Consider the following 17946-nt stretch of genomic DNA (forward strand, 5'->3'; position numbering starts at 1 on the left):
GTGCCGGAGGAGAATCTTCCGGCACTTTTGCGTATCCGGCGTCCTGCCGTTTCCGAGTCCGTGCCGGAGCTGTCAGGGGAGGCCCAGCGTGTATTGTCCGTTCTGCCGGAATCCCGACTCCCGCGTCGTTGACAGCCGCATGGCTGACGATGGCTCCGCTATTCGCCGCCGCCGCCAATGCCCTGAGTGCGGACGCCGCTTCACCACTGTGGAGACCACCAGCTTGTCCGTCATCAAGCGGTCCGGCGTTGGCGAACCATTCAGCCGGATCAAGGTCATCAGCGGAGTCCGCAAAGCATGCCAAGGGCGTCCGGTCACTGAAGACGATCTGGCGATGCTGGCTCAGGAAGTCGAGGAAAATATTCGTTCCTCGGGCGCGGCGGAGATCGATGCCCATGAGGTGGGCTTGGCGATTCTGGGCCCGCTGCGGAAGCTGGATGAAGTGGCGTACCTTCGTTTCGCGAGCGTCTATCAGGCGTTCGAGTCCTTGGAAGACTTTGAGTCGGCCATCTCGCTGCTGCGCCATGAGGCAGACGAAGCCAAGGCAGGCGCCAAAGAAGCCACGGGTTCGGAAAAGAGCCCGCTCTAACTCCGGTGGCGGCAGCGGAGGGGAAGCCGCAGCCGCCACCGGCACCAATCCGGGCCGGGCTGTCCCGGTCAGGCGCTAGCGTCCGCCAGATACGGGGAGCACAGCACCTGTAATGTAGCCAGCCCCATCCGACATCAGCCACATGACGGCCGCAGCCACCTCTTCCGGTTCGGCTCCGCGACCCATGGGAATGGTTGGGTTGAGCCTTTCCACCCGGTCCGGCATTCCGGCCGCTGCGTGGAGCCCGGTGTTCGTGCTGCCTGGGGCAACGGCGTTGACACGGATGCCCTGCTTGGCCACTTCTGCTGCCAGACCAACCGTCAGGACGTCAACGGCGCCCTTGGTGGCCGCGTAGTGGACCCAGGTTCCCGGTGAACCGGCTTTGGTGGCGGTGGACGAGATATTGATGATGGATCCGCCACTGCCGCCGTTGTGCGTTGTGAGCCTCCGGACTGCTTCCTGGCACATGAACATCATTCCGGAGATGTTCACATCAACAACGCGCTGCACTACTGCTGCAGGGACGTCAGCCAGTGGACCAATCAGGTTGCCGGTGATGGCAGCGTTGTTGACGACGGCGGTGAGCGCACCGCAGCTGCCGGCGACGTCGAACAAACGCCCGACGTCGGCGGGCTGGCTGATATCGGCCTGCACGCTGACTGCCTTGCCGCCTTGAGCCAGGATGTCGTTGACCACTGACTCTGCGCCTTCGCTGTCTGCAGAGTAATTAACCACTACGAGGTAGCCGACGGCCGCCGCGGCCCGGGCCACGGCGGCACCGATCCCGCGGCTGGCGCCAGTGACAATCGCCACTCCGCGTTCGGTGGGCCGGGCAGCCGGCAGCTGTTCTGCCACGCTGGAACTACTTTGCGAGTTTGTGGTGCAAGGCGACTTCGAGCGCAGCACCCACGATCCCGGCGTCGTTCTTCAACTTTGCCGTGACGATTTTGGTCCGCAGGTCAAGATGCGGGAAGTACTCGTCGGAGCGCTTGGAAATGCCTCCGCCCACAATGAAGAGTTCGGGGGAGAAAAGGAACTCAACGTGCTGAAGGTAGCGGTTGAGAAGGACCCCGTATTCGTCCCAGCTGAGGCCATCGCGTTCCCGTGCCACGGCGGATGCCTTGGTCTCGGCGTCGTGTCCGTCAACCTCCAGGTGGCCGAGCTCGGCATTGGGGACCAACTGTCCGTTGAAGATGAAGGCCGATCCGATGCCGGTGCCCAGCGTGATCACCAGGACTGTGCCGTCCACGCCCTCGCCGGCTCCGTAGCGGGCTTCGGCGAGGCCCGCGGCGTCGGCATCATTGATGACCTCTACGGGGCGGCCGAGGCGCTTGGTGAACGTGGCATCGATGTCGGTGCTGAGCCAGGTCTTGTCCACGTTGGCCGCAGAGTTGACCACTCCGTGCTGGATGATGCCGGGGAAAGTGACACCCACCGGTGAGTCGGCCGCAGGAGCGTCGGGGCGGCTGGAGAGTTCCTCGACGATGTGGGCGACAACCTCGGCCACGGCCTCCGGAGTGGCGGGCTGCGGAGTGGGAACGCGGAAGCGGTCGCCAATCAGTTTGCCCTTCTTCAGGTCGACAATGCCGCCCTTGATGCCGGTGCCGCCGATGTCGATACCGATCAAAGGGGCGTTCTTGTGGTTCTTCTCATCCTTCTTGGACAATGCATTTCCGATCATGGCAGGAGGGGATGGGCATGGCGCAGCCGCCCGGGCTGCGGGACCTTCCGGAGAGCTTAGGGAAGGGTAAGGATTTCCGCGCCGGTCTCGGTGACCAGCAGGGTGTGTTCGAACTGGGCTGTGCGTTTGTGGTCCTTGGTGACGACCGTCCAGTCATCGGCCCACATCTCCCAGTCGATGGTGCCGAGGGTCAGCATGGGTTCGATGGTGAAAACCATGCCCGCCTCGATCACGGTGTTGTACGCCGGGGCTGCGTCGTAATGCGGAATGATGAGGCCTGTGTGAAAGGCCTCGCCCACGCCGTGGCCGGTGAAATCCCGCACTACGCCGTAGCCGAAGCGTTTGGCGTAGGACTGGATAGCTCGGCCGATTACGTTGATTTCGCGGCCTGGGGCCACGGCCTTGATGGCCCGGTTGAGCGACTCCTGCGTGCGCTCAACCAGTAAACGGGATTCTTCGTCCACGTCGCCAACCAGGAAAGTGTAATTGGTATCCCCATGCACTCCGTTGATGAAGGCTGTGATGTCAATATTCAGGATGTCGCCATCCTGGAGCACGGTCGAGTCGGGGATTCCGTGGCAAATGACCTCGTTGAGGGAGGAACACAGAGATTTGGGAAACCCACGGTAACCGAGCGTGGAGGGGTAGGCATGGTGATCCAGAAGGAACTCATGCCCTATTTGGTCCAGCTGGTCTGTGGTGACGCCGGGCTGGATGTGCTTGCCCACCTCGACGATTGCTTGCGCGGCAATCTTCCCCGCAATCCGGATCTTCTCTATGGTCTCCGGGGACTTCACCTCGGATCCGGTGAACTTGGCTGGCGCCTTCTTGCCTACATACTCCGGCCTGGGAATCGACGCCGGCACGGGTCGTTCAGGGCTGATGGTTCCCGGGGTGAGGGCGCCGATGGGTGCAGTCGAGGCAAGAGAAGGCATAGATTGATCATATAAGGCACACAAGAGACGTAAGTAACAAAGCGTGGCTGGGTTCCTGTGACCCCGCCAACGTTACGCGTCCAATAGCCCCTGGATCGAGGAGGAGACGTGACGGAGTACTGGTACAACGTCAAGACGCACGAGATCGAAGAAGACGCTATGTCTGATTGGTCCCAGCTGATTGGCCCCTACAAAACCAGGGAAGAAGCTGAGCACGCCTTGGAGAAGGTTAAAGCCCGCAACGACGCCTGGGACGCCCAGGACGACGATTAGCGGTTAGAAGGAGTGCTCCGGTCCGGGGAACTGTCCGGATCGGACATCCTCCGCGTAGGCGACCGCGGCATCGCTCAATGTGGTGCGAAGATCTGCGTATTGCTTGACGAACTTTGCCATCTTGCCACCCCGCAAACCTGCCATGTCCTGCCACACAAGGACCTGCCCGGTGGTGCTCTTGCCGGCGCCGATACCGACGGTGGGCACCCGCAGGGCTGCATCCACAACGGCTGCAGTCTCGGCAGGCACCATTTCCATCAGGACACTGAAGGCGCCAGCGTCCTGCAGGGCGATGGCGTCGTCCACGAGCCGCTGGGCGTCATCGCCACGGCCCTGGACGCGGTATCCCCCTAGGGAATGTTCACTTTGGGGAGTGAAGCCGATGTGGGCCATGACGGGAATTCCTGCCTGGACCATGGCCTTGACGGTTTCGGCGTAGTAAGCGGTTCCTTCAATTTTGACGGCGTGTGCCAGTCCTTCCTTGAGGAACCGGACGCCGGTGGCAACCGCCTGGGCCGGGGACACTTCGTAGCTGCCGAAGGGCAGGTCAGCCACCACCAGCGCCCGCTTGGCCGCCCTGGCTACAGCCCGCGTCAAGGGCAGGAGCTCCTCCACAGTGACGGGAAGGCTCGTCTCATTGCCGAACACGTTGTTCGAAGCGGAGTCGCCCACCAGGAGGACTTCAATCCCGGCCTGGTCAAAAATCTCGGCGGTGTACTGCTCATATGCCGTCAGCATGGCGAAGTGCTCGCCGTTGTCCTTGGCTTGCTGAAGGTGGTGGATCCGGACCCTGCCGATGGGCTTCCTGCCCGCCGCCGACGGCACGTCGGCGGCCGCTGCAGGTCCCGTGCCGTAAGGTGCGGGAACTTCGGCGGGCGTGGTGGACTCAGGAAGGTTGCTCGGGGCCATGGATAGAGCCTAAGCGGTGCCGACGGCGGCTGCCACCAGTGTGCCCGGCGTCACCTTTTGTAAACGCTGTGTTACGCGCAGCTACTGCTGCGGCATTAGCACGGAACTGTTAGTAGAGTGAAGGCTGAGCTGCCGTGGCTTCTACTCCTTGAAACCAGCGGCATGGACACTGAATCGGAAAAGAGGCCCTATGGACCGCCAGCAAGAGTTCGTTCTGCGGACAATCGAAGAGCGTGACGTGCGCTTCGTACGCTTGTGGTTCACCGACGTCGTGGGTTCGCTCAAATCGGTGGCGCTTGCGCCGGCTGAGGTTGAGGGCGCCTTTGAAGAAGGCCTGGGTTTTGACGGTTCCGCCATTGAAGGCCTGGCCCGCGTGTTCGAGTCCGACATGCTCGCCCAGCCGGACCCGTCCACCTTCCAGATCCTGCCGTGGCGTGGAGAGACGGAACAGACGTCGCGCATGTTCTGTGACGTCCTTACCCCCGATGGCGAGCCGTCCGCCGCGGACCCCCGCAACGTCCTGAAGAGGACCCTTGCGAAGGCCGCTGACATGGGCTTTACCTGCTACACCCACCCCGAGATTGAGTTCTACTTGTTGAAGTCAAAGGACCTGGGCCCGGACAGCGCTCCAGTTCCCGTGGACGAGGGCGGCTACTTTGACCACGTGCCGGGCGGCGTAGCACAGGACTTCCGCCGCACCGCAGTCACCATGCTCGAATCCGTCGGCATCTCGGTGGAGTTCAGCCACCACGAGGCCGGGCCGGGCCAGAACGAGATCGACCTCCGCTATGCGGACGCGCTTCAGACCGCGGATAACATCATGACGTTCCGGACGGTCATCAAGGAAGTGGCCCTTCAGCAGGGTACGTACGCCACCTTCATGCCCAAGCCGTTCACGGACCACCCCGGTTCAGGCATGCACACCCACTTCTCGCTCTTCGAGGGCGACACCAACGCGTTCTTCGAAGCCGGTGCCGAGTTCCAGCTCTCAAAGACCGCACGCCAGTTCATCGCCGGAATCCTCAAGCACGCTCCTGAATTCACGGCTGTCACCAATCAGTTCGTCAATTCCTACAAGCGCCTCTGGGGCGGCGGCGAAGCCCCGAGCTACCTGAGCTGGGGCCACAACAATCGCTCGGCATTGGTGCGCGTTCCGCTGTACAAGCCGGGCAAGGGCCAGTCGGCACGCATCGAGTACCGGGGGATCGATAGCGCAACCAACCCCTACTTGGCCTACGCCGTGCTGCTGGGTGCCGGTTTGAAAGGCATCGAGGAAGGCTACGAACTTCCCGCGGCAGCCGAAGACGATGTGTGGTCCTTGACCACCGCGGAACGCAGGGCCATGGGACATGCGCCGTTGCCGGCCAGCCTCCATGACGCCATCAGGGCCATGGAGGAATCCGAGTTGGTGGCCGAGATCCTGGGGGAGCAGGTGTTCGAACACTTCCTGCGCAACAAGCGTGCCGAGTGGCAGGACTACCGCCTCCAAGTCACGCCGTACGAGTTGCAGCGCAACCTCGGCATCCTCTAGGCCGGGCCAATGAGCCTAGCGCGTCGGCTCATTTCAGCCGGATTCAGTGACCTGGAAAAAGGCGAACGGTTTCTCGCTGCCCCGGAACTTGAGGGAATAGATGAGGATGCCCTGTTCGCCGGGCTCTCTCTGTCAGCAAGCCCGGATACTGCACTCCAATCACTGGTCCGGCTCATCGAGAAGAATCCGGAGCTCAGGAAGCTTGCCGCGGCTGACCAGGACACCAGCGAGCCCATGTATCGGCTCCTGGGTGCCTCGGAGGCTCTGGGGGAGTTTCTCATGCGGCGGCCGGAGCATTTGGATGTGTTCAATGTCCGGGTCAGTCCGGAACCGGTGCAGGCCTCCCATGAAGAGCTCCGGGCAGGGCTGTTGCGTTCCGTGAAAGCCGAGCCCGGCGCACAGCGCCCGGTGGCCGGAATGACCGGGCTGCCAGCCTATGCGGCCCTACGGAGTGCGTACCGCCGTGGTCTGACTGAGCTGGCCATCAAGGACATCTGCGCTGCATCGCCAACAGACTTCATGCCATCGGTCGGGGCGGAGCTGGCCGATCTTGCCGGGGCGGCCATCGAAGCTGCCCTCGCGGTGTCCCGGGCCGAAGCTGCGGCACAGTTCACCGCGGCCGAGATCGCTGACGTCGGGCTTGCTGTCATTGGCATGGGCAAATGCGGCGCCCGGGAGCTGAACTACATATCCGACGTCGATGTCATCTACGTCATTGAATCAGCGGAGTTGGACGACGCCCGCGCGTCCACCATCGGTACTGCCCTTGCCTCCGGCATTTCCAGGGCCATCTCTTCCTCAGCGCCGGAACCGGGGCTGTGGGAAGTCGATGCCAATCTTCGTCCGGAAGGGAAATCCGGCCCGTTGGTGCGGACTCTGCCCTCGCACTTGAGCTACTACGCACGGTGGGCCGAAAGCTGGGAGTTCCAAGCACTGCTCAAGGCAAGGACCATTGCCGGTGATAGAGAGCTGGGGCAGCGCTATGAGAAGGCCGTAGAGCCCCTTGTCTGGGCATCCGCGGGCCGGGAAGGTTTTGTGGAGTCGGTCCAGGCAATGCGCCGAAGGGTGACCGACTATATCCCGGCAGCCGAGGAGCAGCGTCAGATCAAGCTGGGGCGCGGCGGCCTCCGGGACGTTGAATTCACGGTTCAGCTGCTGCAGTTGGTGCACGGGAAGTCTGACGAGTCCCTTCGTCGCAGGGACACCACTTCTGCCATCGCCGCTCTGTCTGCCGGGGGTTACATAGGCCGCGCTGACGCCGCGGCTTTTGACAACGCATACCGCTACCTGCGCCTGCTGGAGCATAGAATCCAGCTCTTCCAGCTGCGTCGGACCCACCTCATGCCTGTGTCCGAGGACGCCCAGCGATTCCTGGCCAAGGCCGTCCTGGGTCCGTTCGCCCTGGAGCGGCCGCATCCGGACCAGCTGATGGCCACGTGGCAAAAGACCAAGAAGGCCGTCCGCGAACTCCATGAACGAATTTTTTACAGGCCGTTGCTCAACACAGCGGCAAAGCTGAGCAGCGAAGACGCGAAGCTCAGCCCGGAGGCTGCCCAAGGCCGTCTTGCCGCACTTGGCTATGCGGACCCCCAGGGTGCCATGCGGCATATTGAAGCACTTACCGCGGGTGTCAGCCGACGCGCTGCGCTGCAGAGGCAGCTCTTGCCGATCCTCTTGGGATGGCTTGCCGAAGGTGTAGACCCCGACGCCGGACTGCTCGCTTTCCGCAGGGTTAGTGAAGCCCTCGGCACAACCCACTGGTACTTGGGGCTGCTCCGCGATTCCCAAGCGGCCGCCGAGCGGCTTTGCCAGGTGCTGGCCAATTCCCGGCTGATTTCGGACTTATTGGAAGTATCTCCGGAGTCCGTTGCCTGGCTGGGCAGCGACAAAGAACTGGCACCAATTCCTTTTGAAGCCCAGTGGCAGGAAATCCGGTCCAAGCTCTCCCGCCATGCGGATCCCGAGAGCGCTATGAGGCTGATCAGGCTGATCCGACGTCGCGAGATCCTGCGTACCGCGATCGCCGATAGCGCCGGATTGCTCGATCAGGATGCCGTGGGCTTGGCCTTGTCCGAAACTGATCGGGCTGCGGTTCTTGGTGCATTGCATGTAGCGGAGTCCGTCGTCGCGGCGACGGGTCCGCTGAAAACTGACGTCCTGGTGGTGGCGATGGGGCGGCAGGGTGGCCGGGAGATTGGCTACGGCTCGGACGCTGACGTCATCTACGTTCACCGTGCCCGTGCCGGATTCTCCGATGCCGAGGCTCAGGAGCAAGCGGCCACCATAGTTGCCAAGGTATCCAGCTTCCTCACCCAGCCGCTGAAGCCCGCGATCATGGCCGAACGGGTGCTCATGGTGGACGCAGATCTCCGTCCGGAGGGCAAGAACGGCGCTATGGTGCGGTCCTTGGAGTCGTATGCGGAGTACTACCGGCGGTGGTCCCTTATCTGGGAGGCGCAAGCCCTCCTGCGGGCCCGCCCGATGGCAGGCTCGGACGAGCTTGCCACTGACTTCTTACGCCTCATTGATCCCATACGGTACCCCGAGCACCTTGCGGAGCAGGACGTCCGTGAGATCCGCCGTGTCAAGGCCAGGGTGGAGTCCGAGCGTTTGCCCCGTGGCGCTGATCCCGCACGGCACGTCAAGCTTGGCCGTGGCGGCTTGAGCGATGTTGAATGGCTGGTTCAGCTGATTCAGCTCCAGCACGCCGGAGAGCACCCGGAGCTGCGAACATCGTCAACCCTGGACGCATTGGCTGCTGCGGAACAGTTGGAGTTCATTGCTGAGGAGGATGCCGCGCTCCTGCGGGAGGCGTGGCGACTCGCCAGCCGCATCCGCTCCGCCAACGTCATTGTGACGGGCCGGGCCTCGGATCTCCTGCCGTCATCACGGAAGGACCTGGAGGCAGTGGCGCGCTGGTGTGGCTATGAACCAGGGAACGCGGGTCACTTCGAGGAGGATTATCTGCGGCTTAGTCGCCGGGCCCGGGGTGTCTTCGAAAAAGAGTTCTACGGCAACTGAAGGATGAGAAATCCAGTTAATGCTTGAAGGCGAACCAGAGGACGATTTTTTGATACACGCTGATCCTCACGAGCGTATGGACGTTTGGTTGATTCCCCTCAAAATGCTCGACGACGACGCCCGCGCCATTCAGCTTGGCGCGGTCGCGGAGTTGGCGGTGGAACCGGGCCAGCGGGAGTTCGTTGGAGATCCACTGCGCATGATGCTGATCTCCTTGGAAGAAGAATCCCGTTTCCCGTACGTCATTGAGGCCGGGGGAGCCGCTGTTGGTGTGCTGACCCTCCAGACCGGAGCTGCCACGCTCGCAGGCTGGCCCGATGACGAGTCGGTGTGGTTGCTGCGGGGATTCCTCATCGACACAAAAAGCCAGGGGCGCGGACTCGGTACTTCGGCTGCGCGGGCCGCTGCGGAGGAGGCGCGCAAACTGACCTCGAGGCTGGGTGGCGGACAGGCCGGCGTCGTGCTTTCCGTCAACGAGCGCAACCGCGCAGGTCTGGCCGCTTATGCGAAGGCCGGTTTCGTGGACTCGGGTCGTTATCTGGGCGGCGGTGCCGGACCGCAGCGGACCATGTACAAAGCCTTCGCGTGATCAGGGTCCAGCACCCTCCTTCTATATCGAAGTCAACTAAGGTTGACGCATGTCATTTCGTCAATTATGGTTGACGGCATGGAGGTGGACCGAATGAAAACCCTGGTGGGATCAATGGATGGGATGGGCCCGGCTGAGGCTCTTTACGCTGTTGCGGAGTTGCAAAAGGAAGTGGGTCGCAGGGAGGCTTCGCTGGTGCGGGCCGCCCGGCAATCGGGCTTGTCCTGGGAAGCGATCGCCCTTTGCCTGGGCGTCAGTAAGCAGGCCGTGCACAAGAAGTACGGAAAGCAGTAGTCGGCCGGTTTTCCGGTGGAGCCCGATGACGTGCGCTGGCCCCAAAAGCTAAGTGCCCTTATAGACTTCTTATGTATCTGATCTCAACGCATAGGGGAAGTACATGGAATACAACGGAAATCCGTCCGAGAAGGCCATTCCTGCCGGAGAGCTGGACCGGCGTCACGTGGGCCATTCTGTGAGCTTTCAGCCCAATGACTTCACCGTCGTCTTCGGCACGATTGCGGGCATCGCCAGGACCGAAGCACTTGTGTACCTGTCCCTCGACGGAGTTGCCGGCGGTACCCATCTGAAGGACGAATACGATCTTCCCATCGATAAGAACGTGTACCTTCAGTTGGACCCGTTAGGTAGCGCCGAGAAGGGCCTTTCAGAGGCAGCCTCGTTCGTCAAGGACAAGCTTGACGAGATCACCAGGAACATCAAGGAGCGGGATCAGGGCAAGTCTGAATAAGCCGTTAAAGCAAAGGCCAGCGCCAGTCCTTCCGGACTGACGCTGGCCTTTTTGCTGGTTACAGCGAGTGCACGTAAATGCTAGACGCCGTAGTAGAGCTCGAACTCGTAGGGGTTCGGGCGCAGTGACAGCGGGCGGATCTCATTCTCGTACTTGTAGTCGATCCAAGTATCGATCAGGTCCTGGGTGAAGACGCCGCCGGCCTGGAGGAACTCGTTGTCCTCGCGCAGGGCCTCAAGGGCTTCTTCCAGGGTACCCGGAGCCTTGGGGATGTCCTTGGCTTCTTCGGCCGGGAGCTCGTAGAGGTCCTTGTCGATGGGAGCCGGGGGTTCAATGCGGTTACGGATGCCGTCAATGCCGGCCATCAGCTGGGCAGCGAACGCCAGGTACGGGTTGGAGGAGGGATCCGGAGCGCGGAACTCGATGCGCTTGGCCTTCGGGTTGGTGCCCGTGATGGGGATACGGATACCGGCGGAGCGGTTGCCCTGCGAGTAAACCATGTTCACGGGAGCTTCGAAGCCCTTGACCAGGCGGCGGTAGGAGTTGACCGTCGGGTTGGTGAAAGCCAGGACAGCGGAAGAGTGCTTCAGCAGGCCGCCGATGTACCAGCGAGCCGTGTCCGAGAGGCCTGCGTAACCCTTTTCGTCGTAGAACAGCGGATCGCCGTTGCTCCACAGCGACTGGTGGCAGTGCATGCCCGAGCCGTTGTCACCGAAAACAGGCTTCGGCATGAAGGTGACCGACTTACCCCAGGCATCGGCAGTGTTCTTGATGATGTACTTGAACTTCTGCAGGTCATCAGCAGCTGCGGTCAGCGTGGTGAACTTGTAGTTGATCTCAGCCTGGCCGGCGGATCCAACTTCGTGGTGGGAGCGCTCAACCTCAAGGCCGGCCTTGTCCAACTCGATGCACATGGCGTCGCGAAGGTCCGCCTGCTTGTCAGTGGGGGAGACCGGGAAGTAACCGCCCTTGACGGGGGTCTTATAACCGAGGTTTCCGCCCTCTTCCTTACGTCCGGTGTTCCAGTGTGCTTCTTCCGAGTCGATCTTGTAGAAGCTGCCCTGCGGTGAGGACTGGTACTGGATGTTGTCGAAGACAAAGAATTCGGCCTCAGGAGCGAAGAACGCGGTGTCGGCGATGCCGGTGGAGGCCAGGTAGGCTTCAGCCTTCTCAGCCACGCCGCGGGGGTCGCGGTGGTACGGGTCACCCGTGCGGGGGTTGACGATGGAGAAGTTCAGCGCGAGCGTCTTCTCGATGCGGAAGGTGTCGATGAAAGCCGAGGTCACATCCGGGATGAGCTGCATGTCGGACTCGGCGATGCCCTGGAAGCCGCGGATGGAAGATCCGTCGAAGAGCTGGCCGTGGACGAAGAAATCGAGGTCGACGCTCTTGGCCGGCACGTTGAAGTGCTGCTGGACACCAGGGAGGTCGGTGAAGCGGATATCGACGAATTTGACGTCTTCGTCTTTGATGAACTTGAGGACTTCGTCCGCAGTCTTGAACATCTATGCTCCTTATGCATATCAAGTAACAGGCCCGGAAGGCCGCGTGGTGCAGCCCATTCCAAGGGTCCGGAGACACAAAAAGTTCCCCGTGCCATGGTGGCTGGCAACTCATACCACCATAGGGAGATGGGATTTCCCGGGGGTGTCAGTATTGTTTCCGGCAGGTTACAGAATCATCTGTTGTGTAAACGGTAGTCGGCTGTCCTGTGTCCGGTCCATCCGGGTCCGGCAGGCGAACACCCCGGGCATTGCATACCGATCAGGGCTCCCTCGGGTCGGTCGCCAGTCATGCCAGCCGTTAGGCTTGGAGTGTGGTAGATCGAAAAGACATTGGCTCATGGTTGAGCGGTCCGGACACGTCCGGAATCTCCAAATATCCCGGTGAACGGCTTGGCTTGCCAGAGTCCGGTCCCGGCTCCATGGCGCGGGCAGGACGCCGCATCCTGGGAATCGTGGTGGACTGGGCGATCGCACTGGTGATCAGCAACTTTGCCTTCGGCGGTGATGCGTGGGCAACCTTGGCCATCTTCGCTGCGGAGCAGATCCTCCTGATCGGAACGCTGGGGTACAGCATCGGTCACAGAATCGCCGGGATCCACGTGGTCCGCCTGGGCGGCGGTCCTGCTGGACCTTTGGCCGCCGTGGTGCGCACCCTCCTTCTGTGTCTTGTCATCCCCGCAGTGGTGTTCGACCCCGATCATCGCGGGCTGCACGACAAGGCGATGAACACGATCCTCATCAGGATGTAAGCGCACCTGACTTCAGCCGGGCCTGCGATAAAGCAACCCAACGAAGAACCGCCCCCGTCTCGTAGTACAGACGGGGGCGGTTCTTCGTTGAGTGGATCAGCGTCCGCGGGCGGCCTTGCGGTCCGGACGGGCCTTGTAAGGGTCAATGCCCTTAGGGATCGGCAGCCGGTTTCCAAGGGAGTTGATGCGCTTTGAAACCGCGTTGACTTCCACCTTGGTGAGTTCGTTCTTCAGTTTGCCCATGGTCTTGGCCAATTTGTTCAGTGGTACCTGGCCTTCTCCGCGACCGGATTCCAACACGTGGATGGTCACGTTGGGCAGGATGCGCGCGAGGCGCTTACGCTCGGCGTCCACCAACGGCTTGACGCGGTGGGTGGGGCCTTCGCTGACCAGGACGACGCCGGGGCGGCCAATTGCCATGAACACAGCGTCTTGAGTGCGGGGGTTGACAGCAACAGGCTGGTCCTGGGTTACCCATCCGCGGCGGAGAGTACCCAGTGCCGCGCCGGAAGCGCCTGGCTGGTTCTCAATTTGCGCGAAAGCAGCCTTCTCGGCCCTGCGGGACAGTATGAAGACGGCCGCAAGCAGGCCCAGTGGGATACCAATGATCAGGCCGGTAACCCAGTTCTCCAGCAGGAAGCCGATGAGAAGGGCCACGGCAACCACTGCAAGGAATGCCAGCAGCATGACCCATGCAACCTGCGGGTCATTTCGCCGGGTCATTTTGAAGACTTCAGCGATCTGCTTCAGCTGGCTCGGCTTCTTGGCCTTGGCTTCCTTAGGCTTGCGCTGGAACAGCCCACGCTTGGGTGCGTCGGCCGAGGGGGTCGAATTGCTGGAATCAGAGGAGTTCGCCATAGTGCCTTAATTCTACGTGATGGACGCAAAAGGACCGGACGCCAAGATGGTGGCATCCGGTCCTTCACTGTTGTGTGGTTCTTGGCCGCGTTTTTTGGTGTCTAGCTGTGGGCGGCGAGGATGGTGGAGGCTTCCTGGCGGGTGGTGCCGGAGTCCTGGATGCCCTCGGCGATGTGGGCGAGCTCGTCGGGGATGTCCCGGCCCTTCTTCCGCATCGCGGTTGCCCAGAGGCGCCCGGCCCGGTACGAGGACCGCACCAACGGACCGGACATGACGCCCAGGAACCCGATCTCTTCGGCCTCGTGCTGGAGGTCCACGAACTCCTGCGGCTTGACCCACCGGTCCACCGGCAAGTGACGCTCGGACGGGCGCAGGTACTGGGTGATCGTGATCAGGTCACAGCCGGCCGCGTGCAAGTCCCTCAGGGCTTCGGAGATTTCCTCGCGGGTCTCACCCATGCCCAGGATCAGGTTGGACTTGGTCACCATGCCCAAATCCCGGCCCTGCGTGATCACATCCAGGGACCTCTCGTACCGGAACGCCGGACGGATGCGCTTGAAAATCCTCGGCACGGTCTCCACGTTATGGGCGAACACCTCGGGCCTGGAATCACAGATCGCCGCGATGTGCTCGGGCTTGCCGGAGAAATCAGGGATCAGCAACTCCACCCCCGTACCCGGGTTCAGCTCATGGATCTTCCGGACCGTCTCGGCGTACAACCACACACCTTCATCGGCCAGGTCATCACGGGCCACCCCGGTCACCGTGGCGTAGCGCAACTGCATCGCCTGGACACTGCGGGCCACCTTGGTGGGTTCGAACATGTCCACCGGTGAGGGTTTGCCGGTATCGATCTGGCAGAAATCACAGCGCCGGGTGCACTCGGACCCGCCGATCAGGAACGTCGCTTCCTTGTCTTCCCAGCACTCAAAAATGTTCGGGCACCCGGCCTCTTCACACACCGTGTGCAGGCCTTCCTTCTTCACCAGGTTCTTGAGCTGGACAAACTCCGGACCCATCTGGACCTTGGCCTTGATCCACTCAGGCTTACGTTCAACCGGGACCGCCGAGTTACGCTGCTCAACGCGCAGCAACTTACGGCCTTCAGGTGCCAAGGTCACTGGAGTGCTCCTTCGGGTGTGGAAACGAGTGCTTCTTCATGCTTGTTGAATTCTTCAACAAAGCGGTCAACGATGTCGGCAGGGTTGATGGTCCGGCCGGTTTCCAGCGACATGGTGGTGACGCTGGCGTCGGTGATACCACAAGCGATGATCTGCGCATAGGGTGCCAGGTCATTGCTGCAGTTGATGGCCACGCCGTGCATGGTGACGCCGTCCAGGACCCGAATGCCGATCGCGGCGATCTTGCGGTCAGGTCCTTTGTCGTCGGCAAGGATCCAGACGCCGGCCCGGCCCTTCACCGTGACGGCGTTAATGCCGTAGTCGTGCATCACGGCAATCATGATGGCCTCGAGCCGTTCCACGTAATCGCGGATACCGGCACGGTTCTTTAGCTTGAGGATGGGATATGCAATGAGCTGCCCCGGGCCGTGCCACGTCAGTTTCCCGCCGCGATCCACGGGAACTACGGGAGTGCCGTCAAAGGGGCGTTCGTGGTCCTCGGTGAGTTTGCCGGCCGTGTAGACGGCGGCGTGCTCAAGGATCAAGACGGTGCTGTTCTTCTCGCCCGCAACAACTTTGTTGTGGACTTCGCGTTGCAGGTCCCAGCCCTGCATGTAATCAACGAAATCAGGGGCAAGACCCAGTTGTGAAAACTCAAGAGTCATGGGTTCAAGCTTAGACCCCGCAGGAGACGAGCCATGGTTTTGTGGTGAAGCTCTCAGTCGCATCCAGGGTAGTGGGAACGTGCAGCTGGCAATGTCAGTGCCTGTGGATAACTTCTGCGGAAATTCCTGAGGTCCGGTACACCTTGTCTATGGAAACTCTTGACGCTCCCGGGGCCGTGGCTCCCCACGTTCCTGGCTATTCGATATCCCGCCCGCTGGGCCGCGGCAGCAGCGCCACCGTTTGGCTGGTCACGAGGGATAAGGACGGTGCGCGGTTTGCGGTCAAGTGCGCCACGCCTGATGCCTCCGGTGGTGGTTCAAAGGCATTGGCCAAGGTTTCCCGGGACCTGGTCCGCGAGATGAGGCTCCTCTCCGGCCTCAAGCACAAGCACCTCATCGGTGTCCACGAGGTCCTCCACGTGGGTGCGGTTGGCGAGGGGACGCTGGGGATCGTCATGGACTACGCAGCGGGAGGCTCGCTGGGCAACCTGATATCAGCAAGGGGAAAGCTCAGGATCGGAGAAGCCGTGACGATCCTGACGCCCCTTGCCCAGGCATTGGAATACTTGCACGTCAACGGCACCGAACATGGAGATGTGTCACCGGGCAACGTCCTGTTGACTGCGGAAGGGATGCCGCTGCTGGCTGATCTTGGCGTTGCCGCCATGGTGGGCGACACTCCACAGGGGCCAAGTGTCGGAACGCCCGGCTTCATGGAACCACCGGCCCCAGTGTCCGCGAACGGCGGTCTTTCCCGGAACAATCTCCAGCCCCAACGCGACGTCTATTCGCTGGGAGCGGTGGGCTGGTACTGCCTGACGGGGACAACGCCTGGCCCGGAACAGGATCGTCCGCCTTTGTCCCTTCTGGTGCCCGAGGTGCCCAAGGCAATGGCGGCGGCTTTAGAGGCCGCCCTGGACCCTAACCCACAAAATCGCCCCTCGGCCAGGGAACTTGGCACGGCAATCTTCAGAAGTGCTGCTCCCGAGTCGCTCGATCTCTCCGGCGCCGTGCATGCCTCCGTCATTCCTGAATTGCTGACCAGACGCGAGGCCATGGGGCGTTCGCCCCGCCGGGCCACCCGCTGGTGGCAGGCGTTGTGGAGATGGCTGCCGTTCGTGCACGGCGTGGCGCTTCCTGTGCCACACCGCGCGCGCAACCCACTGAGCCGCCCCGGCCGTGAAGGTGGCGGCCGGCCGCTGCTCGTGACGGCGATGGTGGCGTTTATTGCTGTCGCTTCATGGATCACCTGGCAGCAGTTTGGACCGACGACGGCGATCGTCCACCAAGCAGCGGCCGAAACCGGCGTTGCCGATCCCAGCCATGCCGGAGATTCTCGGAACCGCCAGGATCTTCCGCAGGCGCTCTCGGAAGGGCTTCAATCCCAGGACCCCCTGATCGCCGTGCCGGCGTTGTCGGCCCTGCGCGACATTGCCTTGGGAGACCGGCGCCTGGACCTTTTGGAGGCCGTGAACGCGCCAGGTTCGCAGGCTGAGGCCGCCGATCAGCAGTTGGAAGATTATCTTCGGGGCGCCGGGACGGCGTTTGCCGGTCTCCACACAACGCTGACAGCCCTGACCCTGGACGGACCCCCGCAGGGAGATCGTGTGCTGGTGGCGGTAACGGCCATGACCTCAGGATATGAGGAACGCCTGGTCTCGGGAGAGATTGTCAGGACCGAGGGCCCAGGGGCGCCGCAGCAACTCCGGCTGGACATGGTTCGAACAGGCGGGCGCTGGCAGATTTCGGGAATCCTGAGCGCCGCGCCCGCTAAGTGATGCCAACCACTGGATGATCGCCCGAACATGCCAGGGGCCCGTGTCAGCGGGCCTCTTGCTGCTTCAGCCATTCCATGGCATCGGGGAGGGTCGGATGCAACCAATGGAAGCCGGCTTCCTGCAGCCGCGACGGCTCCATTCGCTGGTTGGCCATGACGAGTTCGTCTGCCAGCCCTCCCAGAACCAGTTTCAGGGCTGGTCGGGGAACGCGCAGGAAAGCTGGCCTGTGAAAGGCCTTGGCGAGTTCAGCAACGATCGTGTTAACGTCAGCACTCTCCGGGGCGCAGACGTTCACCGGTCCCTCAAGGTTTGCGGTAAGGAGGTAGGCGAGGGCGCGGGCTTCGTCGGCCAATGTGATCCATGGCCAGTACTGGCGGCCATTGCCGAACGGTCCTCCCAGCCCAAGTTTCAGCAAGGGAAGCAGCGGCCCGAGCGCGCCACCGGAGGTACTCAGCACCACGCCGGTCCGGGGGGTTACCACGCGCACCCCGGATGGTGCTGTTCTTGCCATTCGCTCCCATTCAAAGGAAAGATGCCCCAGCACGCCGGTACCCTGGCCTGAATCTTCCCGCAGCACCCCTTCGCGTGAGGCGCCGTAATAGCCGGACGCTGATTGGCTGACAAAGGTGGAAGGGGGGTTGCTGAGCCGCCGCATTGCCGCGGTCAGTGTCTGTGTTGGTCGGAGGCGGGATTCGGTGAGGACCTGAATCCGGCGTTTTGTCCACGGGCGGTCTCCGATGCCGGCGCCCGATAGGTTGACTACGGCATCGGCTCCCTCCAGGACAGACTCATCAAGTTCGCCCTTGTCCGGGTCCCACGCCCATTCACGTGCCGTTTCGGCTGGGCGCCGCACCAGCCGTACTACCTCGTTGCCTTCAGCGGTCAACTGCTCGGCCAGGGCCGACCCGATCATTCCCGAAGCTCCGGACATCACGATTCTCATGACCCATCTCACCATGGCGAACGCTTGTGGTGGAAACGGCGGTGGATGCCG

The 17946-nt window shown here is 62.2% G+C and carries 18 protein-coding genes; 9 read left to right on the forward strand and 9 right to left on the reverse strand.

The window, feature by feature from the left end:
- Positions 1 to 88: 88 nt before the first annotated feature.
- Positions 89 to 589, forward strand: coding sequence for a transcriptional regulator NrdR (gene nrdR / locus MOD31_RS13720; protein ID WP_142939515.1), 501 nt, complete (start codon positions 89 to 91; stop codon positions 587 to 589).
- Positions 590 to 664: 75 nt separating this feature from the next.
- Here the strand turns inward: nrdR and MOD31_RS13725 are convergent, their stop codons facing one another.
- The 3 genes from MOD31_RS13725 to map all read right to left on the reverse strand — a co-directional run bounded on the left by MOD31_RS13725 (position 665) and on the right by map (position 3205).
- Entirely contained in the window at positions 665 to 1444 is a 780-nt protein-coding gene (locus MOD31_RS13725) for an SDR family oxidoreductase (RefSeq protein ID WP_238703444.1), read from the reverse strand.
- A gap of 7 nt (positions 1445 to 1451) precedes the next feature.
- Entirely contained in the window at positions 1452 to 2255 is an 804-nt protein-coding gene (ppgK, locus tag MOD31_RS13730; RefSeq protein WP_142939574.1) for a polyphosphate--glucose phosphotransferase, read from the reverse strand.
- A 71-nt stretch (positions 2256 to 2326) separates the two neighbouring features.
- Complete coding sequence (gene map, locus MOD31_RS13735) at positions 2327 to 3205, reverse strand: type I methionyl aminopeptidase (RefSeq protein WP_142939514.1); 879 nt, start codon at positions 3203 to 3205, stop codon at positions 2327 to 2329.
- A gap of 108 nt (positions 3206 to 3313) precedes the next feature.
- On the opposite strand from map, the gene MOD31_RS13740 reads away from it, so the two are divergent.
- Positions 3314 to 3478 (forward strand): SPOR domain-containing protein, encoded by a 165-nt coding sequence (locus tag MOD31_RS13740; protein ID WP_142939513.1) that lies wholly within the window; start codon positions 3314 to 3316, stop codon positions 3476 to 3478.
- 3 nt (positions 3479 to 3481) lie between these two features.
- Here the strand turns inward: MOD31_RS13740 and panB are convergent, their stop codons facing one another.
- Positions 3482 to 4387: a 3-methyl-2-oxobutanoate hydroxymethyltransferase gene (panB, locus tag MOD31_RS13745; protein ID WP_142939512.1), complete on the reverse strand. Its 906-nt coding sequence runs from the start codon at positions 4385 to 4387 to the stop codon at positions 3482 to 3484.
- 190 nt (positions 4388 to 4577) lie between these two features.
- On the opposite strand from panB, the gene glnA (MOD31_RS13750) reads away from it, so the two are divergent.
- From glnA (MOD31_RS13750) to MOD31_RS13770, 5 genes are all read left to right on the forward strand, one after another.
- Positions 4578 to 5918, forward strand: a complete 1341-nt coding sequence (gene glnA, locus MOD31_RS13750) for a type I glutamate--ammonia ligase (RefSeq protein ID WP_142939511.1) — start codon at positions 4578 to 4580, stop codon at positions 5916 to 5918.
- 9 nt (positions 5919 to 5927) lie between these two features.
- A complete protein-coding gene (locus tag MOD31_RS13755; RefSeq protein ID WP_250820921.1) occupies positions 5928 to 8939 on the forward strand; it encodes a bifunctional [glutamine synthetase] adenylyltransferase/[glutamine synthetase]-adenylyl-L-tyrosine phosphorylase in 3012 nt (1003 codons plus the stop codon).
- A gap of 76 nt (positions 8940 to 9015) precedes the next feature.
- The gene (locus MOD31_RS13760; protein ID WP_374206992.1) at positions 9016 to 9528 is read left to right on the forward strand and encodes a GNAT family N-acetyltransferase; all 513 of its coding nucleotides are present in this window, start codon (positions 9016 to 9018) and stop codon (positions 9526 to 9528) included.
- Positions 9529 to 9606: 78 nt separating this feature from the next.
- Positions 9607 to 9822 (forward strand): hypothetical protein, encoded by a 216-nt coding sequence (locus MOD31_RS13765; protein WP_026542533.1) that lies wholly within the window; start codon positions 9607 to 9609, stop codon positions 9820 to 9822.
- 103 nt (positions 9823 to 9925) lie between these two features.
- Positions 9926 to 10276: a hypothetical protein gene (locus MOD31_RS13770; protein WP_142939507.1), complete on the forward strand. Its 351-nt coding sequence runs from the start codon at positions 9926 to 9928 to the stop codon at positions 10274 to 10276.
- An 80-nt stretch (positions 10277 to 10356) separates the two neighbouring features.
- Here MOD31_RS13770 and glnA (MOD31_RS13775) read toward each other — a convergent pair whose 3' ends face one another.
- Entirely contained in the window at positions 10357 to 11781 is a 1425-nt protein-coding gene (gene glnA / locus MOD31_RS13775; RefSeq protein ID WP_142939506.1) for a type I glutamate--ammonia ligase, read from the reverse strand.
- A 311-nt stretch (positions 11782 to 12092) separates the two neighbouring features.
- Here glnA (MOD31_RS13775) and MOD31_RS13780 point away from each other — a divergent pair, with 311 nt between their 5' ends.
- Positions 12093 to 12530, forward strand: a complete 438-nt coding sequence (locus MOD31_RS13780) for an RDD family protein (protein ID WP_142939505.1) — start codon at positions 12093 to 12095, stop codon at positions 12528 to 12530.
- A 96-nt stretch (positions 12531 to 12626) separates the two neighbouring features.
- On the opposite strand, the gene MOD31_RS13785 is transcribed toward MOD31_RS13780, so the two are convergent.
- The 3 genes from MOD31_RS13785 to lipB form a co-directional block, all read right to left on the reverse strand.
- A complete protein-coding gene (locus MOD31_RS13785; protein WP_250820923.1) occupies positions 12627 to 13388 on the reverse strand; it encodes a DUF4191 domain-containing protein in 762 nt (253 codons plus the stop codon).
- A 101-nt stretch (positions 13389 to 13489) separates the two neighbouring features.
- Entirely contained in the window at positions 13490 to 14509 is a 1020-nt protein-coding gene (gene lipA / locus MOD31_RS13790; protein ID WP_250820924.1) for a lipoyl synthase, read from the reverse strand.
- Positions 14506 to 15174: a lipoyl(octanoyl) transferase LipB gene (lipB, locus tag MOD31_RS13795; protein ID WP_142939502.1), complete on the reverse strand. Its 669-nt coding sequence runs from the start codon at positions 15172 to 15174 to the stop codon at positions 14506 to 14508. The genes lipA and lipB overlap by 4 nt, the downstream gene beginning before the upstream one ends.
- Positions 15175 to 15323: 149 nt before the next feature.
- Between lipB and MOD31_RS13800 the strand changes: the two genes are divergently transcribed.
- Positions 15324 to 16952 carry a serine/threonine-protein kinase gene (locus MOD31_RS13800; RefSeq protein ID WP_223942299.1) on the forward strand — a complete coding sequence of 543 codons (1629 nt, stop codon included), beginning with the start codon at positions 15324 to 15326 and terminating at the stop codon, positions 16950 to 16952.
- Between the two features lie 43 nt (positions 16953 to 16995).
- On the opposite strand, the gene MOD31_RS13805 is transcribed toward MOD31_RS13800, so the two are convergent.
- Positions 16996 to 17895: a TIGR01777 family oxidoreductase gene (locus tag MOD31_RS13805; RefSeq protein WP_223942300.1), complete on the reverse strand. Its 900-nt coding sequence runs from the start codon at positions 17893 to 17895 to the stop codon at positions 16996 to 16998.
- Positions 17896 to 17946 lie beyond the last annotated feature (51 nt).

The organism is Paenarthrobacter sp. TYUT067 (assembly GCF_023656375.1).
Taxonomy (GTDB): domain Bacteria; phylum Actinomycetota; class Actinomycetes; order Actinomycetales; family Micrococcaceae; genus Arthrobacter.